Here is a 21,124-nt window from a genome sequence, read left to right as displayed (position 1 = left end):
AATCTCCGCGATCAAATGTCTTTGGCCAGTGCTTCGATGTCTTCCATCGAAATCAGGCTGGTCTGCGTGCTGTCGGGCAGAATCTTGCGCACCATCGGGCCAACCACCTTGCCGCCCACTTCCACGAAATGGGTGATGCCCGCATCGCCCATCGCCATGATGCTTTCGCGCCAGCGTACGCGGCCGGTCACCTGCCTGACCAGCAGGTCCAGCTCGGTTGCCGGATCGCTGGTGAGCGTGGCGGTAAAGTTGGAATAGACCGGCAGCAGCATTGGCGCGGGCGGCGTGGCGGCCAGCGCCTGCGCCATCGCATCCGCCGCAGGCTGCATCAGCGAGCAATGGAAGGGCGCCGATACCGGCAGCGGCACGGCGCGCTTGCAGCCAAACTCCCTGGCCATTTCCACCGCGCGCTCAATCGCGCCGGTGTGGCCGGACAGCACGACCTGCCCCGGGTCATTGTCATTGGCGACTTCGCACACTTCGCCCTGCGCAGCGGCTTCTGCCAGCGCGGTGGCTTTCTCCAGATCGGCACCGAGCAGGGCGCACATGCTGCCCACACCCACCGGCACGGCGGCCTGCATCGCCTGTCCGCGCAGCTTGAGCAGGCGGGCGGTATCGGCGAGGCTGAACGCACCCACGGCGGCCAGCGCGCTATATTCGCCCAGCGAGTGACCGGCGACGGCTTCGCCCTTCTGCGCCAGCTTCACGCCGAATTCGTGCTCCATCACACGGGCAATGGCGATGGAATGGGCCATGATGGCGGGCTGCGCGTTCTCGGTCAGCGTCAGCTGGTCTTCGGGTCCATTCTTCATGATGGCGAAAAGCTTTTGCGAAAGCGCATCATCCACTTCCTGGAACACTTCGCGCGCAGCGGCGCTGGCTTCAGCCAGTTGTGTGCCCATGCCCACTTTCTGGCTGCCCTGTCCGGGAAATAAAAATGCGATCATGTGAAGCTCCTCTGTGGCGCGCCGGATATTGCGGGCTGTGCGATCAGGCAAGGCCGAAGGGGACAATCCTGTTGGCAGCATCGTGGCCGATGTCGGCGCGGCCAAGATAGGCGATGCCGGCCTTTTCGCACCAATATTGCGCAATCTGCTCCTCATCAAAGCCGAACGGGCGATCATTTTCGGGCACCTCGGACACGCGCCCCAGCCTGATCCCGGCAATGCCGCGCAGGTGCTGGGTGACGTGGAAGAACAGGCGGTCAACGGCATACAGATGCTCGGCCACTTCCTCCACAAGCACCACGTGGCCGGTCAGGTCGGGCATGAAATCGGTGCCCACCAGCATTGCCAGCGACATCAGGTTGAAGGCGGCCACCGGCTGGTCATCGATGTCCGGCTCCAGCCCCGAATCCTCGCCCGACAGGTAATCCAGCACGCGGCGCACCGCATCTGCGCCGCCCGCCCGGCGGATATCGCCTGCCAGCGGACCATGCACCGGCCTGCCGATTCCATGCTTGTACAATGCACCCAGAATCGTGCCGCAGTCCGAATAGCCAAGGAATGTCTTGTCATCCGCGCAATCGGCCAGCCCCGCCAGCGCATCGCCGACGATGCGGTTGGAGCCATATCCACCCATCGCGAACCACACCGCATCGGTGCCCGGATCGTTGGCACAATCTAGGAAACCGGCCAGCCGCACGCCGTCGTCCCCGGCGAAATGTCCCGATTCTTCAAAGCACTGCGGATGGAAGTGCAGCTCCGCGCCGGGATACTCGCGCCGGGCCAGGTCCAGCACGGCGTCTGCGCGCTCTCGCAAGATCGGTTTTCCCGGACAGCAAAGGGCAATTCGAAGTGTCATGAGGCCTTTCCTAACATCCGCTTCACAAAGCGCCACTCCCCGAATAGGTGAGGGGCAATGAACAGCTTCGCCTCTATCCCGCTCCTGTCCCGACCGTTCTTCTTCTGCGGCATCGGAGGATCGGGAATGCTGCCGCTGGCGATGATCGTCAAAGGCCTGGGCTGCGATGTGGCCGGCTCCGATCGCAGTTACGATCAGGGGCGCACGCCGGAGAAGTTCGCCTGGCTGGCACAACAGGGGGTGGAGCTGTTTGCGCAGGATGGCAGCGGCATCACTTCCCCGCAGCAGGTTCTGGTGGCCTCTGCCGCGATTGAAGACACCGTGCCCGAAGTGGCACGCGCGCAGATGCTGGGCTGCGAACGGCTGACCCGGGCAGAACTGCTGTCCCGCCTGTTCAACGCCGCCCCGCTGTCGCTGGCGGTGGGCGGCACCAGCGGCAAGAGCACGGTCACCGGCATGCTGGGCTGGATCCTGTACCAGGCGGGCACTGATCCCACGATCATGAACGGGGCGGTGATGAAGAACTTCATCTCCCCCACCAACCCGTTTGCCAGCGCGCGTATCGGCCACGGCAAGGCGTTTGTAAGCGAAGTGGATGAAAGCGACGGATCGATCGCGCTTTACCGCCCTTCCATCGCGGTGCTGCTCAATGTCAGCCTCGACCACAAGAGCATCGAGGAACTGCGCATGCTGTTCGGCAATTTCGTCAAGGTTGCGGGCAAGGCGGCAGTCAATTTCGACAATGACGAGGCGCGTTTCCTTTCGGAAAAGGCCAGTGATGTGATCTCGTTCGGCATCAGGCATCCGCAGGCCATGATCGGGGTGGAGCCGGGCACGATTATCGAGGATGCCGACGGCATAGCCGCGCTGGTGGTGGACCGGCGCACCGATGTTGGCCATTCGCTGCGCCTGCCCATGCCCGGCATGCACAACCTTTCCAACGCGCTGGCGGCGATTGCCGGGGCGGTTGCGGCAGGGGTGGAAGTGCACGATGCGGCAATGGCGCTGAGCACTTTCAAGGGCCTTGCGCGCCGTTTCGATGTGGTTGGCACCAGTGCGCGCGGCGTGACGGTGATCGACGATTTCGGCCACAACCCGGAGAAGTGCCGCGCCACGCTGAGGACGCTCAAGCGCCACAATGGCCGCGTGATCGCTTTCTTCCAGCCGCATGGTTACGGCCCGTTGCGGCAGATGGGCCATGAACTGGCGCATACTTTCGCCGCCGAGCTGGGCGATGATGACATCACCATCATGTGCGATCCGGTCTATTTCGGCGGCACTGTGGATCGCAGCCAGGGGACCGAGCGGATCGTGCAGATGATCATCGATGCCGGCGGCTATGCGGAACATATTGCCGAGCGCGCGGACTGTGCCGCCAGGATCGCGGCAATCGCCCGCCCGGGGGACCGCGTGGTGGTGATGGGCGCGCGCGACGATACGTTGAGCGAATTTGCCAGAGAACTCCTTGATTCGATGGATTAACCATTGATCGGCGTCAAAGCGCCCTGCCCCGCCGCCACATACACTGACCCGGTTCGGCAAACGGGAGACATGGCATGGCACTGACAAACCAATCGATGGTCGGCAACTGGGTTACGCATGGCAATCAGGAAGGCTGGAGCTACCCCGCATCAGGCCAGTGGAAAGGCAATCTGGTGGTTTCCGCAGGCGGCACCACCACCATGCGCTTCACCGATGGCAATATTGCGCCCACGCGCAGCGGGAACTGGAGCCTGAACGGCAACAAATTCTCCATCATCGATACCGAAGGCACGCGCTGGATGGCCACCGTCGCGCCCAATGGCAGCACGATGAGCGGGCCGTATGATTCCGGGCCTCCGGGTGCGGGTGATGGGTCCTGGGGCGCGCGCAAGCTCTGAGCCGCAGCGGGCGGCAAGACTTTTGCAACGACTTTGCGCCTATCCCTACCCTCACGGGACGCAGGAAGGGGCACAAGGACTTGATCAAGAATTATCGCCCGGGCGGTATCGGCATGATCCAGGCGGAACCTGGCACGTATCTGGTGCACGCCTATTTTGATGACAACCAGGTCGATCTGGTGAAGGCCAATGTGGTTGGCTGGCAGATCGGGTCCGAACGGATTTTGACCCCGCTGGTGATCGATCCGCGCGCCGCGATGGACGAGACATGGTTCGTGATCCATCCCGATGGCCGCGTGGAATGCAACGATGGCCGCTGCTGGAATGACGTGGACAGCTGGATCGTGGAAGAACGCCGCCTGCGCCGGGATGCCGCCTGACGCCGGAACTCTAGTGCGCGCCGATCCGCAACACCTTGTGCAGCAGGAAAACGATCACCGCGCCCAGCACCAGCCCGAAAATGGCTGACAGCCCGGCATAGGTCGCCCAGCCCAGAATGCCGCCCAGCGGACCTGTGACCACTTCCACGCTATGCTGCATATCATGGGCGAAATGCGCCGGCAGCGTCACGCCGACCTGCTCCAGTCCGTGCAGCACAATGCCGCCGCCCACCCACAGCATCGCAATCGTGCCTATGAACGCCAGTGCGGTGAGCAATTTGGGCATGGCATTGACGAGGCCGCGCCCGATCGACTGGACAATTGCCGATGGCTTCCTGGCCAGATGCAGGCCGACATCATCCATCTTCACGATCAGCGCCACTGCGCCATAAACCACCAGCGTGATGCCAATGCCCACCACCGCCAGCACGCCGGCACGGGTGATCAGGCTCTCATCGGCCACTTCGCTCAGCGTAATGGCCATGATTTCGGCCGACAGGATCAGATCGGTGCGGATGGCGCCTGAAACGCGCTGCTTTTCGAACTCCACCACATCGTCGATATCGTCCTCAAGTGTCTCGCCGTGTTTTTCCGCGCCCAGCTTCTCCAGTACCTTTTCCGCGCCTTCATATGACAGGTAGCAGCCGCCCATCATCAGGATCGGAATGATCGCCTGCGGCAGGAAATAGCTCAGCAGCAGGGCACCGGGCAGCAGGATCAGCAATTTGTTGATCAGGCTGCCGCGGGTGATCTTCCAGATGATCGGCAGTTCACGATCAGGGGTGAAGCCGGTGACATAATTGGGGGTTACCGCCGCATCGTCCACCACCACGCCAGCGGCCTTGGTCCCCGCCTTGCCCGCGGCCACGCCGATATCGTCCATCGAAGCGGCGGCCGCGCGGGCGATGATCGCGACGTCATCAAGAAGAGCTACGATGCCACTTGGCATGGGGATTCCTTGCTATTGCGTTGTGGGCGCTGTGTGCGTTGTGCCGGAACTGCTGGCGAGGGGAGCGGGCGTACCCAGCCTATCGCGCAAGACAAGTCAATTGGCGCGCCGGATCAATTTGCCCGATAGACCACGATCCTGACCGCAGGCCCGTCTGCTCCCGTCGCCAGGCCCAGCGTGCCGATATAGCCGCCCTGCCCCAGATACTGGTATTTCCCCAGAGGCGCCTCGAACACCGGGCTGGTCCGCACCGGCACTGGTCCGTCTTCTCCCGGCGGGCAGATGGTCCCGGTGTTGACCACGTTGATCACCACGCCATCATCTGTGCGCAGGAAATAATCGGCCACCACATCGGTGCAGCCATCGGCGCGGTCGAGCTGCCAGTCCCAGCCCATCGGCAGGATCTCTCCGCGTATGTCCGGCCCTTCGAATGTGCCGCCGGTGATGGGGATGATCCGCCGTGTGCCGCGCGCGGTTTCCCCCACTTCCACGACCTGGCCCAGCGTGACGGTGGATTCGTAGAGCAGTTCCAGGCCCGGATCGGGAGCATCCTGCGCTGCGGCCCCTGTCGCTGTCGCTGTCGCTGTCGCTGACGCTGCGCAAAGGCAAAGCGCCGCTGCCCTTATGTACTTGCCGAACATGTATTTCCTCCTCAAGACCGTGGCGCGCACGCTAGCGGTGCTTGCATTGCTGCGCAATTTGTCTATGAGCGCCGCTTCCACAGGGCCGACGGGCCTTGTGGAAACCACTCTTACGGGTGGAAATCTCAAAGAAAGCCGGAGGGGCCCCGCGATCCGCGCGGACAAGCCAGCGATCGGCATGGTAGTGAAAGGAAGCGCAAGATGGCTCTGTACGAGCATGTCTTTCTCGCGCGTCAGGATCTGAGCCAGGCTCAGGTTGACGCGCTTGCCGCAGCCGCCACGGAAATCGTGGAGGCCAATGCAGGCAAGGTCACCAAGACCGAAACATGGGGTCTGAAAAGCCTCGCATACAAGATCGACCGCAACCGCAAGGCGCATTTCGTGATGCTCAATATTGAGGGTCCCGGAAGCCTGGTGGCTGAGCTCGAACGCCAGAACCGCATCAATGAAGATATCATCCGCTGGCTGACTATCGCCGTGGATGAGGAGGAGGAAGGCCCCTCCGTCATGATGCGCAAGAACGACCGCGACCGGAAGCGTCGCTCTGACCGTGAGGAGCGTAACTGATGGCTCGTCCGTTTTTCCGTCGCCGCAAGTCCTGCCCGTTCGCGGCCAAGGATGCCCCCAAGATCGATTACAAGGATGTGCGCCTGCTTCAGGGTTTCATGTCCGAGCGTGGCAAGATCGTTCCCAGCCGCATCACTGCCGTTTCCGGCAAGAAGCAGCGCGAACTGGCCAAGGCGATCAAGCGCGCCCGTCACCTGGGCCTGCTGCCCTACATCGTGAAGTAAGGAGGACTATACCATGGAAATCATCCTCCTCGAACGTATCGAGAAGCTCGGCACCATCGGCGACGTCGTCTCCGTGCGTGACGGCTATGCCCGCAACTTCCTGCTTCCGCAGAAGAAGGCCCTGCGCGCCAACGAAGCCAACAAACAGGTTTTCGAAGCGAACCGTGGCCGTCTGGAAGCCGAAAATGCGGAACGCCGCACCCATGCCGAAGCGGCTGGTGAAAAGGTCGCTGGCGAAGAGATCATCCTGATCCGCGCCTCGTCCAATTCGGGCCAGCTGTACGGTTCGGTCAACGTGCGTGACGTTGCTGCCGGTCTGGTCGAAAAGGGCCATGACATCGACAAGAAGCAGGTCATCATGGGCGCTCCGATCAAGACGCTGGGCATGTTCGACGTGACCATCGCCCTGCACCCGGAAGTCCACGTCACCGTGAAGGCCAATGTGGCCCGTTCGGAAGACGAGGCTGCGCTGCAGAGCCAGGGCATCGACGTCATCTCGCAGATGAACGAAGATGAGCGCGGCGAGGCCGAAGGCTTCACCGAAGAACTCGATCCCGATCGCGAACTGGGCGAACTGCCCACTTCGGAAGACGAAGACGCTGCTGCCGAAGGCGAAGCAGAGGCTGGCGAAGAGGAACTGGGCTGAGCCCACCCTCCGCTTGCACACAAGCAATGAAAAAGGGCGCTATCCTTCGGGATGGCGCCCTTTTTCGTGGCACAAGTCCTTGTCGCGGTCAGTCGATCACCGCCAGCCCGTCTCCGCCGGTGCCGGTGGGCAGGCGGCGCAGCACTTTTCCGCTGGCAAAATCGATCTCGGCAATCGTGTCACGGGCGGTTTCGGCGGCATAGATGCGCTCGCCATCGCTGGACACCACCAGCGTCACCTGCACCGCCTCTTCCTTGCCCGAAACGAGGATCGTGCGTGAAACAGTGGCGCTTGCCTCATCAATCACGCTCAGATCGCCATCGCCAAAATTGCTGGTGACCATGCTGTCAGTGCCGGGACCGGCATCGCCCGGCACAGCGGCAAGGCGGATCGGCACTGCGCCGGTCAATACCTGCGCCGTCACCTCCAGCGTGTCGGGATTGAGGCGATAAACCTTGTCATCCATGTTGGAGCCGACCCACAGATCCTCTCCATCGCTGGACAGGGCGACCGCCTCGGTCTCTCCGCCCAGCTCCCGGCGGGCGGTTTCCTCCCCGGTTTCAAGGTCATAGCGGATCACGCTGCCGTCAGCGACAACCGTGCCCCAGGCGACTTTCCCGGCCTCGTCCACCGCCACCATATGGGGGCCGGAGCCGCCCTTGCCAATTTCCTCAACTTCGGGACGGGCCGACAGCGGACGGTGGATCACGAACAATGATCCGCGCCCTTCGGCGGTGGCCACCAGCATGCCGTTTGCATGCCAGACAACCGCATGCGGGCGGGCACCGGCACCCAGATCAATATGCGCCACCCGCTGCAGATCGCTGGTGTTGTATATCTCCAGAGAACTGCCCCCGTAGCAGGCGAGCGCAACATGCGCGCCGTCTGGTGAGACCGAAAGTTCGTGCGGATTGCGACAGGTGGGAACGTCAGCCGTTTCCCGTCCGCTGGCCAGATCGATGCGCGAAAGGCTGTTGCCGCGCTTGTTGGCAACGAAAAGAGTGCCGGTGACGTCACCTGACGAGGCGGCAGGCCCGCCGCCAGCTTCAAGCACCGAACAACCGGCCAACAGGCCCAGACAGACAATTGATGCCGCAATCCTCACTGGCTTCCTCTCACCTGGAGAAGGTCCCACGCGATCTGCGCTAGCTTAACCTCACTCAGTTCACCCATCGGGTTTCGACAGAATGCTTCCTAATCCGACAGAGAACGCACGATTGCGCGGCCAAGTTCCGGTTTTGTGACGCTTCCCATGTGATCGCCGGGTATTTTGACCAGAACGGCATCGGGTAAAGCCGCCGCCAGTGCATCGGGTGAACCGTTGTCGCGGTCATCCTCTCCGCACACAACCAGCGTGGGCATGGTGATGGATGCAAGATCGGCGCGTTCCATGTCCTGCACCGATTGCAGCAGCAGGCGCGCGGCCACGCGGTCAATCTTCATTGTCTTCATGAACTGCACGGCAAAGAACGCCGGATCGCCGCTGCGCACCGTGTCAAAACGGTCGATCGCATCGATGAAGAAGGTGGAGCGTGCGTGCCAGTTGTCGAGGCTTTCCAGCCCCATGCCCGCCAGCACCAGCCGCCGCGGGCGCAGGCCCGCAATCACGCTGCCCGCCGCGGTGCGTCCGCCCAGCGAGAAGCCGGCCAGGTCATATTCCGCCAGCCCCAGCGCTGCGACGAGGGCCTGCACATCGCGCACCAGCACATCGGGCGGATAGGCTGCGGCATCTTGCGGCGCGGCGCTGGCCCCATGCGCGCGCAGATCGGGCATGATCGCGGAAAATCCGGCATCGGCCAGCATTTGTGCATGGCCGAACCTGATCCAGTTCATCTGCGCGCTGGAGAACAGGCCGTGGAGCAGCAGCACCGGGCGTCCCTCCCCGGTGTCCGGGTCCAGCCGGTGGACGGCGAGCGCGGTCCCGTCAAAACTCTCTATCTGGCTGGTGGCAATGTGTGACACGCAATTCCTTCTCGTTTCGGTTGTTAAGTGAAACCAATATGCATATGTAGCCCACCACACTGACAATAGGCCGGAAACACGCAATGGCGGAAGCTGATCCGCAAATTTCCCAGGAAAATGCCGACGTGCAAGCCGCCGCGCCCCAAAAGCGCTCGATCAGGCCGCTGCGCATTGCCCTGATGCTGGCGCTGCCGCTGGCGATTCTGGTCGCGGGCGTGTTCTACTGGCTGGGCCTGCAGGGCAAGGTCACCACGGACAACGCCTATGTGAAGCAGGACATGGTCGCCGTCAGCAGCGAAGTGGGCGGCAAGATCGTGGACGTGCTGGCGCATGAAGGCGATATGGTGGGCGCGGGCGACGTGCTGTTCCGCATCGATTCCGAGCCATACCAGCTGCAGATCGCGCAGGCCGATGCCGCCATTGCCACGGCGCAGGCCAATGTCACCGCGATGGAGAACGATACCGACCTGACCGGCGTGGACATTGCCGCCGCGCGGGAGGATATCGCCTTTGCCCGCAGCAAGCTGGAGCGCCAGCAGGCACTGTGGGAGCGCGGCTTTACCACGCGCGCCGATTACGATGCGGCCACTCATGCGGTGGCGCAGGCAGAAGAAGCGATGCGCCAGGCGCAGGCACGCCAGACAGAGGCTCGCGCCCGGCTTGCCCGCGGGGCAGCTGTTCCCGGCACCGACCCGCGCATTGCCGCCGCGCAGGCGCAGCGCGCCAGTGCAGAGCTGAACATGCGCCGGACCGAGGTGCATGCACCGTTCGCCGGTCGCGTGGCGCAGGCAGACCGCCTGCAGGCCGGCCAGCAGGTGCTGCCCAACCTGCCGGTGCTGACGCTGATTTCAGAAGACAGCACTTACGTGGAGGCGAATTTCAAGGAAACCGACCTTGCGCAAATGGCTCCCGGCCAGCGCGCGGAGGTACGTTTCGATGCCTATCCCGATCTGGTTCTGCGCGGGCACGTGGCCTCCATCGGCGCGGGCACGGGCTCGGAATTTTCCGTCCTTCCGGCACAGAATGCGTCCGGCAACTGGGTAAAGGTGACGCAGCGCGTACCGGTCCGCATCGCGCTGGATGAAGCCAGCCCGCGCGCGCTGATCGCGGGCCTTTCCACCCATGTGACGATCTACACCGAAGAAGGCGAGTAAGCTTGGCCAGCGCGGCGCAGGGCCGACCGGGCGCAGGCAAGCCGGGTGCGGCAGGAGGAGCAGCGCCGCCCGCAGACATCGCCCAGCTGCCGGTGCGCAATCACATATTGCTGATCATCGGAGTGATGACGGCATCGCTGCTGCAAGTGCTCGATATCACCATCGCCAATGTGGCGATCCCGCACATGCAGAGCACGCTGGGCGCCTCCCCCGATACCATCAGCTGGGTGCTGACCAGCTATATCATCGCCAGCGCCGTTGCCATGCCGATCACCGGCTGGCTGGCCGACCGGGTGGGATCGCGGCGGCTGTTCCTGATTTCGGTGACGCTGTTCGTGCTCGCTTCCATGCTGTGCGGGATGGCGCAGAACCTTGAGGAGATGGTGCTGTTCCGCGCTTTGCAGGGCGTGGGCGGGGCCTTCATCGCTCCGCTCAGCCAAAGCTCGCTGCTCGATACCACCCGCCCCAGTCGCCAGCCGCAGATCATCGCGCTGTGGGGCATGGGGGTGATGATCGGCCCGATCCTTGGGCCGGTACTCGGCGGCTATCTGACCGAGACGATGAGCTGGCGCTGGGTATTCTTCGTCAACGTGCCGGTGGGCATGGTGTGCATCGCCATTCTGCTGTCCGAACTGCCCAGCCGGCCCATCCGGCGGCGGCGTTTCGACCTGTTCGGCTTTTCCATGATCGGTCTGGCACTGGCCTCGCTGCAATTGCTGCTGGACCGGGGCAATGTGGTCGACTGGTTCACCTCAATGGAGAGCTGGATCTATACCGGCCTGACCATTTCCGCCGCATGGGTGGCGGTGATCCACCTGTCCACCGCCAGCAATCCGCTGTTCGAGCGGCGGCTGTTTGCGGATGTGAATTTCGTCATCGCGCTGGTGTTCATGGTGGTGGTGGGCGTGGTGATGTTCGCCACCATGGCGCTGCTGCCGCCGATGTTGCAGCAATTGTTCGGCTATGACGTGATCGATACCGGGCTGGTGCTGATGCCGCGCGGCGTGGGCGTGCTGGTATCGATGCAATTGTCCGGCCTGCTGATGAAGCGCGGGGTGGATGCGCGCTGGCTGGTGGCGCTGGGCTTCCTGACAGGCGCATGGTCGCTGCATGAGATGGCCGCGTGGTCGCTGGAGGCGGACCGCATGCATTTCATCATAACCGGACTGGTACAGGGACTGGGCATCGGGCTGGTGTTCATCCCGCTCAACGCCACGGCCTTTTCCACCCTGCCCCCGCATCTGCGCACCGATGGATCGAGCCTGCTCAACCTGATGCGCTCGGTCGGCTCATCAATCGGCATTTCGGTGGTGATGACCTTGCTGGCGCGCGGCATTCAGCGCAACCATGAACAACTGGCCGCCCACGTCACACCGCAGTTGTCGACCGCGCTCGATCTGTCCTCGCTCGACCGTTTCCAGCAATATGGCCAGGCGGCGCTGAGCGTGGCGGATATGGAAGTCACCAGGCAGGCGGCGATGATCGCCTATCTCAATGATTTCGAGATGATGAAATGGCTCAGCCTGGCCGCCGTGCCGCTGGTGCTGCTGATGCGCAAATCGCCGCGATACGGGCGCTGACCCGCCCTCCCCGCCAGTTGCGGCGGGAAGAGCGGTCAGTTGCGCCGCTCAGCCCTTCTTCAGGTGCCTGCGGCCCAGCAATTCGGCGATCTGCACGGCGTTGAGCGCGGCGCCCTTGCGCAGATTGTCGGACACGCACCACAGGGCGATACCGTTCTCCACGGTCGGGTCTTCGCGCACGCGGCTGATGTAGGTGGCGCCATCGCCGACGCATTCCACCGGGGTGATGTAGCCCCCGTCTTCGCGCTTATCGACCAGCATCAGGCCGGGTGCCTCGCGCAGGATATCCTGTGCCTGCTCGGCAGTGATTTCCTTCTCGAATTCGATGGTGATCGATTCGGAATGGCCGACAAACACCGGCACGCGCACGCAGGTGGCCTGAACCTTGATCCTGGGATCGAGGATCTTCTTGGTTTCCACCACCATCTTCCATTCTTCCTTGGTCGATCCATCGTCCAGGAAAACATCGATGTGCGGAATCACGTTGAAGGCGATCGGCTTGGTGAACTTGCTCGGCTCAATCTTGTCACCCACGAAGATGGCACGGCTCTGTTCGAAAAGCTCGTCCATGCCCGCCTTGCCCGCGCCGGAGACCGACTGATAGGTGGACACGACCACGCGCTTGATCGTGGCGAAATCATGCAGCGGCTTGAGCGCCACCACCATCTGCGCGGTGGAGCAGTTGGGATTGGCGATGATGTTGCGCTTCTTGTAGCCGTCAATCGCGTCCGGGTTCACTTCCGGCACGATCAGCGGCACATCGGGGTCCATGCGGTAGAGCGAGCTGTTATCGATCACCACGCAGCCCGCAGCCGCCGCCTTGGGGGCATATTCCTTGGCCGGGCCGGAGCCGGCGGCAAACAGGGCAATATCCCACCCTGCCCAGTCAAAATGTTCGATGTTGCGGCACTTGAGCATCTTGCCGGTATCACCCAGCTCAACTTCCGTCCCATGGCTGCGCGGGCTGGCCACGGCCGCCACTTCGTCCATCGGGAATTCGCGCTCGGCCAGAATTGCGAGCATTTCACGCCCGACATTCCCCGTCGCTCCAACCACTGCCACACGATAACCCACACGCGTTCTCCGTCCTGGTTCAAGGTGCGGGCAGCAACAGCGGCCTGACACCTATGGTCTTGTTAATTCCCCGTTTTCTTTAAAACTTCCACGGGCCTTAATGCTTGTTAGCTAATAGATATCTCGCAGGCCGATACAGACACCCTGGTCCCTGTTCTAAGTCCCTGGGCCTGCACAGGATCGATACTCGAGACACAAGAAAGGGGCGGCTCCGCTAGCGCGGAACCGCCCCTTTTTCTATTCCGCTTGTCGCAGCGAAATGGGCGATTACTGGCTAACGTTCTCGCGACGCTCTGCAATACGTGCACGTTTGCCGGTACGGCCGCGCAGGTAATAGAGCTTGGCACGCCGCACAATACCACGGCGTACCACGGTAATGCTTTCAATGTTCGGCGAGTACAGGGGGAACACGCGTTCCACGCCTTCACCAAAGCTCATCTTGCGGACGGTGAAATTGCTGTTGATGCTGCGGTTCGACCGAGCGATCACAACGCCTTCGAAATTCTGTACACGGGTACGCTGTCCTTCGACAACACGCACACCGACACGCACGGTATCACCGGCGCGGAATTCGGGGATGGTCTTCCCCTCGCTAAGTGCTCCGATGGCTTCTGCCTCGAGCTCCTGAATCAGACCCATGGTCTCAATCCTCATTATCGCGCTGCGCACCAGAGGCAGGCTGGTCCCGAACATCATTATGACGTTCCCAAAGGTCCGGCCTGCGTGATCGTGTGTCTTCTTCGGCCCTGTGCTTTCGCCAGGCCGAAATCTTCGCATGATCCCCCGATCGCAGCACTTCAGGGATCGTGCGCCCTTCCCATTCAACGGGCCGGGTATATTGCGGATATTCCAGAAGCCCCGTTTCGAAGCTCTCGTCCATGCCGCTTGAAGGCGCGCCCATTACGCCGGGAAGCAGGCGAATGCAAGCATCTAATATGGCCAGAGCGGCAGGTTCTCCGCCCGACAGAACGATATCGGCGAGCGATACTTCCTCCACCGCCCTGCCCTCGAAAATGCGCTCGTCAAATCCCTCGAACCGTCCGCACAAAATGGTCACGCCGGGACCTTGGGCAAGCTGGCGGATGCGGGCCTGGGTGATCGGCTTGCCGCGCGGGGTCATCACCAGCACCGGACAGGCCGGATGGCGGGCCACGGCATGGTCTATGACCGCGCCCAGCACATCAGCCTTCAGCACCATGCCTGCGCCGCCGCCAGCGGGTGTATCATCCACCGTACGGTGCTTGTCGGTGGCAAAATCGCGGATCTGCACCGTATCGAGCGACCAGCGCTGTTCCTCCAGCGCGCGGCCGGCCAGCGAAATACCCAACGGCCCGGGAAACATCTCCGGATACAGCGTGAGGACGGTGGCGGCGAAGGTCATTCGTCGACGTAGTCCGCGCTGATCACCAGACGCTCGTCATTCCATTGAGGAACGGCAACGGGGTTCATCGGGACCATGAAGCGCTTGCCTTTGGCACCGTCTTGCGCGGGGCGCTCAATCTCGATCACGTCGCCCGCGCCAAAATTCTGCACATCGACGACCTTGCCCAGCGCTTCTCCGGTGTCGGAGACGGCGGCGAGGCCGATCAGGTCCATGTGGTAATATTCGCCCTCCTCCAGCGGAGGCAGGGCAGAGCGCGGCACGCTGAGCGTGGTTCCGCGCAGGGCTTCGGCGCCGTTGCGATCGGTGACCTGTTCCAGGCGGGCAATCGCGCCGCCCTTCTTGTCATCGCGCAGATTGGTGATGGTCAGCGCGCCATCATTGAAAACTGTATGCTGTTTGAGCGCGGACAGCCCGTCTCCAAACAGCTTCAGGCGGACTTCGCCCGTCACGCCATGCGCGCCGCTGATGGCGGCAAGGGTGACGGGCTTATCGCGTGCCAAGGGGGATTAATCCTCGGACTTGTCTTCGTCAGCAGGCTTTTCGTCCGCTGCCGGTGCTTCGTCAGCAGCAGGTGCTTCCTCGGCGGGAGTTTCCTCGGCGGGTGCTTCCTCGGCGGGTGCTTCTTCAGCCGGAGCTTCTTCAGGAGCGGGAGCAGCGGCAGCAGCCTTGGCTTCTTCTTCGGCGGCCTTGGCAGCTTCTTCGGCTTCGGCAGCCTTGGTGGCCTTCTCTTCAGCGCGGGCCTTGGCGTTTTCGCCCGGCTCACCCTTCACGGGGTTGTTGCGTGCTTCACGTTCACGAATGCCGGCAACATCGAGGAAGCGCGCCACGCGGTCGCTCGGCTGGGCGCCAACGCTCAACCAGTAACGGATGCGGTCTTCGTTCAGCTTCACACGCTCGGGATCGTCCTTGGCCAGCAGCGGGTTGTAGGTGCCGATCTGCTCCAGATATTTGCCATCGCGAGCACGGCGGCTGTCAGCAGCCACGATGCGGTAATAGGGGCGCTTCTTGGCGCCGCCACGCGAAAGACGAAGAGAAATTGCCATTTAGTATAACCTTTCGAAATTAAATCTTTGAAATCACTTTTTATTCAGGAAATTCTGTAAGTCAGGTGGGAGGCCGCCTGCACCGCCGCCCGGCAGGCCGGGAAGCCCGCCGCCGCCCATTCCGCCTGGGCCACCGGGACCGCCGCCGCCGCCAGCGCCGAACATTGCTGCCAGGCCCTTCATGCCGCCCATCTTGCGCAGCTGCTTCATGGCGCGGCCCATTTCCTGGTGCATCTTGAGCAGCTTGTTCACTTCCTGCACCGACGTGCCGGACCCGGCCGCCACGCGCTTCTTGCGCTTGGCATTCATCAGTTCGGGGCGCTTGCGTTCCTTGGGCGTCATCGAACCGATGATCGCATCCATGTGCACCAGCACCTTGTCGTCCACGCCGCTGCTGGCCATTGCCGCCTTGGCCTTCTTCATGCCGGGCATCATGCCCGCCAGCATGCCAAGGCCGCCCATCTTCTGCATTTGCGCAAGCTGGCTGCGAAGGTCGTTCATATCGAACTGCCCCTTCATCATCCGCTCGGCCAGCTTCTCGGCGTCTTCCTTGTTGACGACCTCTGCGGCCTTTTCGACCAGCGAGACGACATCGCCCATGCCAAGGATGCGGTCGGCCACGCGTGAGGGGTGGAAGCGTTCGATCGCGTCCAGCTTCTCACCCGTACCGGCGAACTTGATCGGCTTGCCGGTGACTGCGCGCATCGAAAGCGCCGCGCCGCCGCGGGCATCGCCATCCATGCGGGTCAGCATCACGCCGGTCAGCGGCACTTCATCGCTGAAGCTCTGCGCCACGTTGACCGCGTCCTGCCCGGTCAGCGCATCGACCACCAGCAGCACTTCTGCGGGGGTGGAGACGCTGGCGACAGCCTTCATTTCCGCCATCAGCGCTTCATCGACATGCAGGCGGCCTGCGGTATCGAGAAGCAGCACGTCGACGTTCTGCAATCTGGCGGCTTCCAGCGCGCGGCGGGCGATATCGACCGGCTGCTGGCCTTCGATGATAGGCAGAGTGGCCACGCCAACCTGCTCACCCAGAACCTTGAGCTGTTCCTGCGCCGCGGGACGGTTGACGTCGAGCGAAGCCATCATCGGCTTCTTGCCGCTCTTGTCCTTCAGCAGCTTGGCAATCTTGGCGGTGCTGGTGGTCTTGCCCGAACCCTGCAGGCCGACCATCATGATCACCGCCGGAGGGCGCACATCCAGATTGAGCGGCACTGCATCGCCCGAATCAGCCTCATCCCCGCCAAGCATGGCGACCAGCTCGTCATTGACGATCTTGACGACCTGCTGGCCGGGCTTGACCGATTTGAGCACCGATGCACCCACGGCCTTTTCGGTAACGCGGGCAATGAAATCGCGCGCAACGCTGAGCGCCACGTCCGCTTCGAGGAGCGCCACGCGCACTTCGCGCATGGCATCGCGCACATCCTGCTCGCTGAGCGCACCGCGCCCGCGCAGACGATCGAAAACGCTGTTCAGATTATCAGAAAGCGTATCGAACATGTGCCTCGTGTCACTCCTTTGCGCTGTCCTTGCGGACAGCAAATGCGAAAAACGCCGGCGGACGAAACCTCGTCAGCCAGCGTGGGACTTTCACCCAGTTGTCAGTTGAATGGTGGAGCCTAGCGGGATCGAACCGCTGACCTCAACACTGCCAGTGTTGCGCTCTCCCAGCTGAGCTAAGGCCCCGTACCATTCATATTGCGGTGCTTGTAACACAAGACACCACCCTTGCGGGAGGGGCCATTTATTGGCCTTGCCCCTGCGGTGCAAGTCTTTTGTTTGCCTCATTCGCCGGCAGCGGCATTCACCGCCTTGGCTATCCTCGCAAAAGCTCGGGCGGCCGCTTGGCCTTGCGGTCCGCTGACAGCGGAACCGACCGTTCAAGACCGGCCAGTCAGTCCCCGAGTTCCTGGTCGCACCAATACTCCTGGACGCGGAAGCCAGAGCGCGAACGCGCGTCGGGCATTAGCCCGGCAGCCAAGCGCGCGGATGCGCGCGCCCGGCGCCTGAGGTGAAGCAAACAAATATCGTTAAATCAGCTATCGCTGTCGTCATCGTCCTTCTTGGCGGGTGCAACGCCCAGATCGTCGTCACCGCCCAGGTCGACATCGTTGTCCGGCGAATCATCGTCGTCGTCGATATCTTCCAGATCGTCATCGGCGAGATCCGTATCGGGAGCCTCGTCCTCTTTCTTCTTCTCTTCCTCGAAGGGAATCGGCTGCTTGGACTTGAGCACGGGCTCCGGCGTCCACACGTTGCCGCAATCGATGCAGGTGACCGGATCTTCCTGACCCAGATCGTAAAAGCGTTCACCGCATTTGGGGCAGGTGCGCTTAGAGCCCCATTCTGGCTTGACCATATTGATGTCCTCGTATTGCCCGCCCTTTGGCGGACAGAATAAATCTGGTGACTTGATGGATGCCGCCCATCCCCGATTCAAGTGGGCAAATCAAGGGGCCAGCGTCAAGAGCGCGCGCGCCTTGCCATAGGGCCATGCCGCTGTCAAAAGCCCGCGCACTTTAATACCTCTCCTGCTGGAGCCTTCGCTTGTCCGCTTCTCCCGATACTTCACCCCAGCCGCGCCGCTTCATACCGGCGGGTCCGCTGACCGGCAGCATCCGTGTTCCGGGTGACAAGTCGATCAGCCACCGATCGCTGATGCTGGGCGCGCTGGCGGTGGGGGAAACCCGCGTGACCGGCCTGTTGGAGGGTGAGGACGTGCTCGCCACCGCGGCAGCCATGCGCGCCATGGGCGCCACCATCACGCGCGAGCAAGACGGCACGTGGAGCATTTTCGGCGTGGGCGTGGGCGGGTTGCTGCAACCTGCCGAGCCGCTCGACATGGGCAATAGCGGCACCTCCACCCGGCTGCTGATGGGTCTCGTGGCCAGCCACGCGATCACCGCGACTTTCGTGGGCGATGCGAGCCTTTCCAGGCGGCCGATGGGCCGGGTGATCGATCCGCTATCGCTGATCGGCGCGGAATTCGAAGCGTCGGAGGGCGGCACATTGCCCCTCACCCTGCGCGGGATCAGCCCCGCCGTTCCGATCACCTATCGCCTGCCCGTTGCCAGCGCTCAGGTAAAAAGCGCGGTCCTGCTCGCAGGTCTCAATACTGCCGGGATCACCACGGTGATCGAACCTGTCCCCACGCGTGACCATTCCGAACGCATGCTGCGCGGTTTCGGCGCGGAGCTGACGGTTGAGGAAGTGGACGGTGCCGACGGGCCAGAGCGCATCATCACGCTGACAGGCGAAGCAGAGCTCAAGCCGCAGACGATCGAGGTTCCGGGCGACCCGTCCTCTGCCGCCTTCTTCGTTGTCGCTGCACTGCTCGTGCCCGGCAGCGATCTGCTGGTAGAGAATGTCGGCCTCAATCCCACGCGCGCGGGGCTGTTCGAAGTGCTGCGGCAGATGGGCGGCAGCATTGAGGAAGTGAACGCGCGCGAAGTGGGCGGAGAGCCGGTGGCAGACCTGCGCGTGCGCCATTCGCAGCTGACCGGCATCGAAGTGGACCCGGCCATCGCGCCCGCCATGATCGATGAATTCCCGATATTGTTCGTCGCCGCCGCGCTGGCCAAGGGCACCACCACCACCAGCGGCCTGGACGAATTGCGGGTGAAGGAAAGCGACCGCCTGACCGCGATGGCGCAGGCGCTGACCGGCGCAGGCGCCAGCGTGGAGGAGCGCGAGGACGGGCTGGTCATCCACGGCACCGGCGGCGCGCGCCTGCGCGGCAGCGCCAACAGCCGCGCCAGGACTCACCTCGATCATCGCATTGCCATGTCCATGGCGGTGGCAGGCCTTGCCAGCGATGACGGCGTGCTGGTGGACGACGTGCGTCCGATCGCCACCAGCTTCCCCAACTTCATCGCCCTGATGGAAGGTGCCGCAGCGGGATGATCGATCCCGATCTCGCCAATTACATCGGCTTTGTCGGCATGGCCTGCATCCTTGCCGCCTATGCCTATCAAACCGCCAATAATCGCCCCAACCCGTTCATCCAGCATGGTGCAAACCTGATCGGTGCGGTGTTGCTGGTGATATCGCTGACGGTGCACCATAATGCGCCCAGCATGGTGCTGGAGGCCTGCTGGGTGGTGATTGCGGTCTTTGGGCTGGTGCGCGCGTGGCAGGCGCGCGGGAAGGTGAAAGCATGATCATCGCCGTCGATGGGCCAACCGCCTCTGGCAAGGGCACGATTGCCAAGGCGCTGGCTCGGCATTTCCGCCTGCCACATCTCGATACCGGGCTGCTCTACCGCGCGGTAGGTTATCAGGTGTCGCTCTATAATGGCGATCCCGATGATCCTGCGGATGCTCTGGCGGCGACCAATTTTCCCGATGAACTGCTCGGCCATCCTGACTTGCGCAGCGAGGCCACCGGCGGGCTGGCCAGCCGCGTCTCGGTGCACCCCGCTGTGCGGCAGGCGCTGTTTGAGCGCCAGCGCAGCTTTGCCACGCAGAGCGCGGGCGCGGTGCTGGACGGGCGCGATATCGGCACGGTGATTGCGCCCGATGCCGATGTGAAGCTGTTCGTCACCGCCAGCGTGGAGGCGCGCGCGCATCGTCGCTGGATGGAGATGACGCGGCGCGGAGAAAGCCACACTCTGGCCCAGATCGAGGACGACCTGCGCCGCCGTGATGAGCGCGACACCGCGCGCAAGGATGCCCCGCTGGTGGCCGCGCCCGATGCGATCATGCTGGACACGTCAGACATGGACAAGGATGCCGCAATTGCCGCTGCGCTGGCGATCGTCAATGATCTGACCGGGCAGACGCCCTGCCCCTGAGAACTGCGCCCGAAAGAGACCCCGCTCAGGTGGCGGCGGGCTGCGGGGCGCGCAGCCGCAACCCTTCCAGCACCAGCCTGCGCCAACGCGGATCCACCGCCATGCCCAGCACTGCGGCAATGATCAGGCTGGCGGCGAGCGTCGGCATCCAGCCCAGTTCCAGCCGGGCAATGCCGAATTGGACCGGGTAATGGATCGCATAGAGCGGGAAGGAATAGGCGCCCAGCCACAGCGCCAGCCTGCCCCTGTCCAGTGACAGCGCCGCCAGCAGCACCAGCGGATGGACCAGCAGCACGAATGCCACTTCCACCGCGGTGGGAAGTCCGGCGGGAATCAGCACCAGCGCCAGTGCGTAGGCGGCCAGCGCCGGCCACACCAGGCGCGCCGGAAGCCACAGCCGGTCCCCATTGATACGGTAGAGCAGCACGCCAAGAGTGTAGGACATCATCACCCGCGGAATGCCGAACCAGAACATCTCGCCATAGCCGACGTCGAGCCGCGCCTCACCCGTCCCAAGTGCCAGCACTATCGCACATGCGGCAACGATGGCGGCAAGCATCGGCTGTGACAGGCGGCGCAGCAGGGCGGCGTGGATGGCATTGGCGACCAGTTCGAAGAAGATCGACCAGGCGGGCGGATTCAACAGGATCGTGCCGCCGATCACCGGCAGGATCGCCAGCCCGGTGGCCAGAGCCATCACCATTCCGGTCCAGTCTCCATCGCCGATCACGCCCGAAACCGAAAGATAGAACGCACCCACCAGCACGCCGCAGGCAACAGGTGGCCACAGCCGCACATAGCGCTGCACGGCAAAGGTCGCGGTCGCAGGCATCCGCTGTTCGTAAGTGCGCGTCAGCACAAAGCCGGAAAGCAGGAAGAACAGGTCCACCGCCAGATAGGCAACGCCGAACATCTCGTCCGCAGCGGCGGGAAAGGGCGCGACATTGTTCACATGATACGCCGCGACGATCAGCGCCGCGATGCCCCGGATGGCTTCAAGTCCGTAAATTCGCCCCATCAGCCCGACACTAGCCAACAG

At 63.1% G+C, this 21,124-nt stretch carries 25 protein-coding genes and 1 tRNA gene; 11 read left to right on the top strand and 15 right to left on the bottom strand.

Annotated elements, in window-relative coordinates; genetic code table 11:
* Positions 1-11 precede the first annotated feature (11 nt).
* A complete protein-coding gene (gene fabD, locus ABDZ98_RS08870) occupies positions 12-947 on the bottom strand; it encodes an ACP S-malonyltransferase (protein WP_160589633.1) in 936 nt (311 codons plus the stop codon).
* A 43-nt stretch (positions 948-990) separates the two neighbouring features.
* Positions 991-1,803: an LD-carboxypeptidase gene (locus tag ABDZ98_RS08865; RefSeq protein ID WP_160589634.1), complete on the bottom strand. Its 813-nt coding sequence runs from the start codon at positions 1,801-1,803 to the stop codon at positions 991-993.
* Positions 1,804-1,860: 57 nt separating this feature from the next.
* Between ABDZ98_RS08865 and ABDZ98_RS08860 the strand changes: the two genes are divergently transcribed.
* From ABDZ98_RS08860 to ABDZ98_RS08850, 3 genes are all read left to right on the top strand, one after another.
* On the top strand, positions 1,861-3,285 hold the full coding sequence (locus tag ABDZ98_RS08860) for a glutamate ligase domain-containing protein (RefSeq protein ID WP_160589635.1): 1,425 nt from the start codon (positions 1,861-1,863) through the stop codon (positions 3,283-3,285).
* Between the two features lie 74 nt (positions 3,286-3,359).
* Positions 3,360-3,683, top strand: coding sequence for a hypothetical protein (locus tag ABDZ98_RS08855; protein ID WP_160589636.1), 324 nt, complete (start codon positions 3,360-3,362; stop codon positions 3,681-3,683).
* A gap of 80 nt (positions 3,684-3,763) precedes the next feature.
* Positions 3,764-4,063, top strand: coding sequence for a hypothetical protein (locus ABDZ98_RS08850; protein ID WP_160589637.1), 300 nt, complete (start codon positions 3,764-3,766; stop codon positions 4,061-4,063).
* A gap of 10 nt (positions 4,064-4,073) precedes the next feature.
* Here the strand turns inward: ABDZ98_RS08850 and ABDZ98_RS08845 are convergent, their stop codons facing one another.
* Positions 4,074-5,012 carry a DUF808 domain-containing protein gene (locus ABDZ98_RS08845; RefSeq protein ID WP_160589638.1) on the bottom strand — a complete coding sequence of 313 codons (939 nt, stop codon included), beginning with the start codon at positions 5,010-5,012 and terminating at the stop codon, positions 4,074-4,076.
* 113 nt (positions 5,013-5,125) lie between these two features.
* A complete protein-coding gene (locus ABDZ98_RS08840) occupies positions 5,126-5,653 on the bottom strand; it encodes a DUF3237 family protein (protein WP_160589639.1) in 528 nt (175 codons plus the stop codon).
* A gap of 201 nt (positions 5,654-5,854) precedes the next feature.
* Between ABDZ98_RS08840 and rpsF the strand changes: the two genes are divergently transcribed.
* Genes rpsF through rplI form a run of 3 tightly spaced genes read left to right on the top strand, consistent with a single transcriptional unit; the run spans position 5,855 to position 7,090 of the window.
* Positions 5,855-6,220, top strand: a complete 366-nt coding sequence (gene rpsF, locus ABDZ98_RS08835) for a 30S ribosomal protein S6 (RefSeq protein ID WP_160589640.1) — start codon at positions 5,855-5,857, stop codon at positions 6,218-6,220.
* Positions 6,220-6,444 carry a 30S ribosomal protein S18 gene (rpsR, locus tag ABDZ98_RS08830; RefSeq protein ID WP_160589641.1) on the top strand — a complete coding sequence of 75 codons (225 nt, stop codon included), beginning with the start codon at positions 6,220-6,222 and terminating at the stop codon, positions 6,442-6,444. The genes rpsF and rpsR overlap by 1 nt, the downstream gene beginning before the upstream one ends.
* Positions 6,445-6,457: 13 nt before the next feature.
* Complete coding sequence (gene rplI / locus ABDZ98_RS08825; RefSeq protein ID WP_160589642.1) at positions 6,458-7,090, top strand: 50S ribosomal protein L9; 633 nt, start codon at positions 6,458-6,460, stop codon at positions 7,088-7,090.
* Between the two features lie 88 nt (positions 7,091-7,178).
* Here rplI and ABDZ98_RS08820 read toward each other — a convergent pair whose 3' ends face one another.
* Positions 7,179-8,159, bottom strand: coding sequence for a Vgb family protein (locus tag ABDZ98_RS08820; RefSeq protein ID WP_237437356.1), 981 nt, complete (start codon positions 8,157-8,159; stop codon positions 7,179-7,181).
* 125 nt (positions 8,160-8,284) lie between these two features.
* Complete coding sequence (locus ABDZ98_RS08815; RefSeq protein ID WP_160589643.1) at positions 8,285-9,052, bottom strand: alpha/beta fold hydrolase; 768 nt, start codon at positions 9,050-9,052, stop codon at positions 8,285-8,287.
* An 83-nt stretch (positions 9,053-9,135) separates the two neighbouring features.
* On the opposite strand from ABDZ98_RS08815, the gene ABDZ98_RS08810 reads away from it, so the two are divergent.
* Both ABDZ98_RS08810 and ABDZ98_RS08805 read left to right on the top strand, forming a co-directional pair.
* On the top strand, positions 9,136-10,206 hold the full coding sequence (locus ABDZ98_RS08810) for an HlyD family secretion protein (protein ID WP_160589644.1): 1,071 nt from the start codon (positions 9,136-9,138) through the stop codon (positions 10,204-10,206).
* 2 nt (positions 10,207-10,208) lie between these two features.
* On the top strand, positions 10,209-11,786 hold the full coding sequence (locus ABDZ98_RS08805; protein WP_160589645.1) for an MDR family MFS transporter: 1,578 nt from the start codon (positions 10,209-10,211) through the stop codon (positions 11,784-11,786).
* 48 nt (positions 11,787-11,834) lie between these two features.
* Here ABDZ98_RS08805 and ABDZ98_RS08800 read toward each other — a convergent pair whose 3' ends face one another.
* From ABDZ98_RS08800 to ABDZ98_RS08765, 8 genes are all read right to left on the bottom strand, one after another.
* Positions 11,835-12,860, bottom strand: coding sequence for an aspartate-semialdehyde dehydrogenase (locus ABDZ98_RS08800; protein ID WP_160589646.1), 1,026 nt, complete (start codon positions 12,858-12,860; stop codon positions 11,835-11,837).
* A 267-nt stretch (positions 12,861-13,127) separates the two neighbouring features.
* Positions 13,128-13,499 carry a 50S ribosomal protein L19 gene (rplS, locus tag ABDZ98_RS08795; protein ID WP_160589647.1) on the bottom strand — a complete coding sequence of 124 codons (372 nt, stop codon included), beginning with the start codon at positions 13,497-13,499 and terminating at the stop codon, positions 13,128-13,130.
* A 4-nt stretch (positions 13,500-13,503) separates the two neighbouring features.
* On the bottom strand, positions 13,504-14,241 hold the full coding sequence (gene trmD / locus ABDZ98_RS08790) for a tRNA (guanosine(37)-N1)-methyltransferase TrmD (RefSeq protein WP_160589648.1): 738 nt from the start codon (positions 14,239-14,241) through the stop codon (positions 13,504-13,506).
* Positions 14,238-14,744, bottom strand: a complete 507-nt coding sequence (gene rimM / locus ABDZ98_RS08785; RefSeq protein ID WP_160589649.1) for a ribosome maturation factor RimM — start codon at positions 14,742-14,744, stop codon at positions 14,238-14,240. The genes trmD and rimM overlap by 4 nt, the downstream gene beginning before the upstream one ends.
* A gap of 6 nt (positions 14,745-14,750) precedes the next feature.
* Positions 14,751-15,287: a 30S ribosomal protein S16 gene (gene rpsP, locus ABDZ98_RS08780; protein ID WP_160589650.1), complete on the bottom strand. Its 537-nt coding sequence runs from the start codon at positions 15,285-15,287 to the stop codon at positions 14,751-14,753.
* Between the two features lie 33 nt (positions 15,288-15,320).
* Positions 15,321-16,793 carry a signal recognition particle protein gene (gene ffh, locus ABDZ98_RS08775; RefSeq protein ID WP_160589651.1) on the bottom strand — a complete coding sequence of 491 codons (1,473 nt, stop codon included), beginning with the start codon at positions 16,791-16,793 and terminating at the stop codon, positions 15,321-15,323.
* Between the two features lie 110 nt (positions 16,794-16,903).
* Positions 16,904-16,979: transfer RNA gene (locus tag ABDZ98_RS08770), tRNA-Ala, on the bottom strand.
* Between the two features lie 349 nt (positions 16,980-17,328).
* Positions 17,329-17,652 carry a TIGR02300 family protein gene (locus ABDZ98_RS08765; RefSeq protein ID WP_160589652.1) on the bottom strand — a complete coding sequence of 108 codons (324 nt, stop codon included), beginning with the start codon at positions 17,650-17,652 and terminating at the stop codon, positions 17,329-17,331.
* 188 nt (positions 17,653-17,840) lie between these two features.
* On the opposite strand from ABDZ98_RS08765, the gene aroA reads away from it, so the two are divergent.
* Genes aroA through ABDZ98_RS08750 form a run of 3 tightly spaced genes read left to right on the top strand, consistent with a single transcriptional unit; the run spans position 17,841 to position 20,085 of the window.
* Positions 17,841-19,196, top strand: coding sequence for a 3-phosphoshikimate 1-carboxyvinyltransferase (gene aroA / locus ABDZ98_RS08760; RefSeq protein WP_160589653.1), 1,356 nt, complete (start codon positions 17,841-17,843; stop codon positions 19,194-19,196).
* Positions 19,193-19,453 (top strand): CBU_0592 family membrane protein, encoded by a 261-nt coding sequence (locus tag ABDZ98_RS08755; protein ID WP_160589654.1) that lies wholly within the window; start codon positions 19,193-19,195, stop codon positions 19,451-19,453. The genes aroA and ABDZ98_RS08755 overlap by 4 nt, the downstream gene beginning before the upstream one ends.
* Entirely contained in the window at positions 19,450-20,085 is a 636-nt protein-coding gene (locus tag ABDZ98_RS08750) for a (d)CMP kinase (protein ID WP_160589655.1), read from the top strand. Before ABDZ98_RS08755 ends, ABDZ98_RS08750 begins: the two co-directional genes overlap by 4 nt.
* 25 nt (positions 20,086-20,110) lie before the next feature.
* On the opposite strand, the gene ABDZ98_RS08745 is transcribed toward ABDZ98_RS08750, so the two are convergent.
* On the bottom strand, positions 20,111-21,103 hold the full coding sequence (locus tag ABDZ98_RS08745) for an acyltransferase family protein (protein ID WP_343806605.1): 993 nt from the start codon (positions 21,101-21,103) through the stop codon (positions 20,111-20,113).
* Positions 21,104-21,124 lie beyond the last annotated feature (21 nt).

The organism is Alteraurantiacibacter aestuarii, assembly GCF_039523595.1.
Classification (GTDB): Bacteria; Pseudomonadota; Alphaproteobacteria; order Sphingomonadales; family Sphingomonadaceae; genus Alteraurantiacibacter; species Alteraurantiacibacter aestuarii.
Note: the sequence above shows the minus strand (reverse complement) of the source record. Positions and strands in the feature narration are given on the sequence as shown.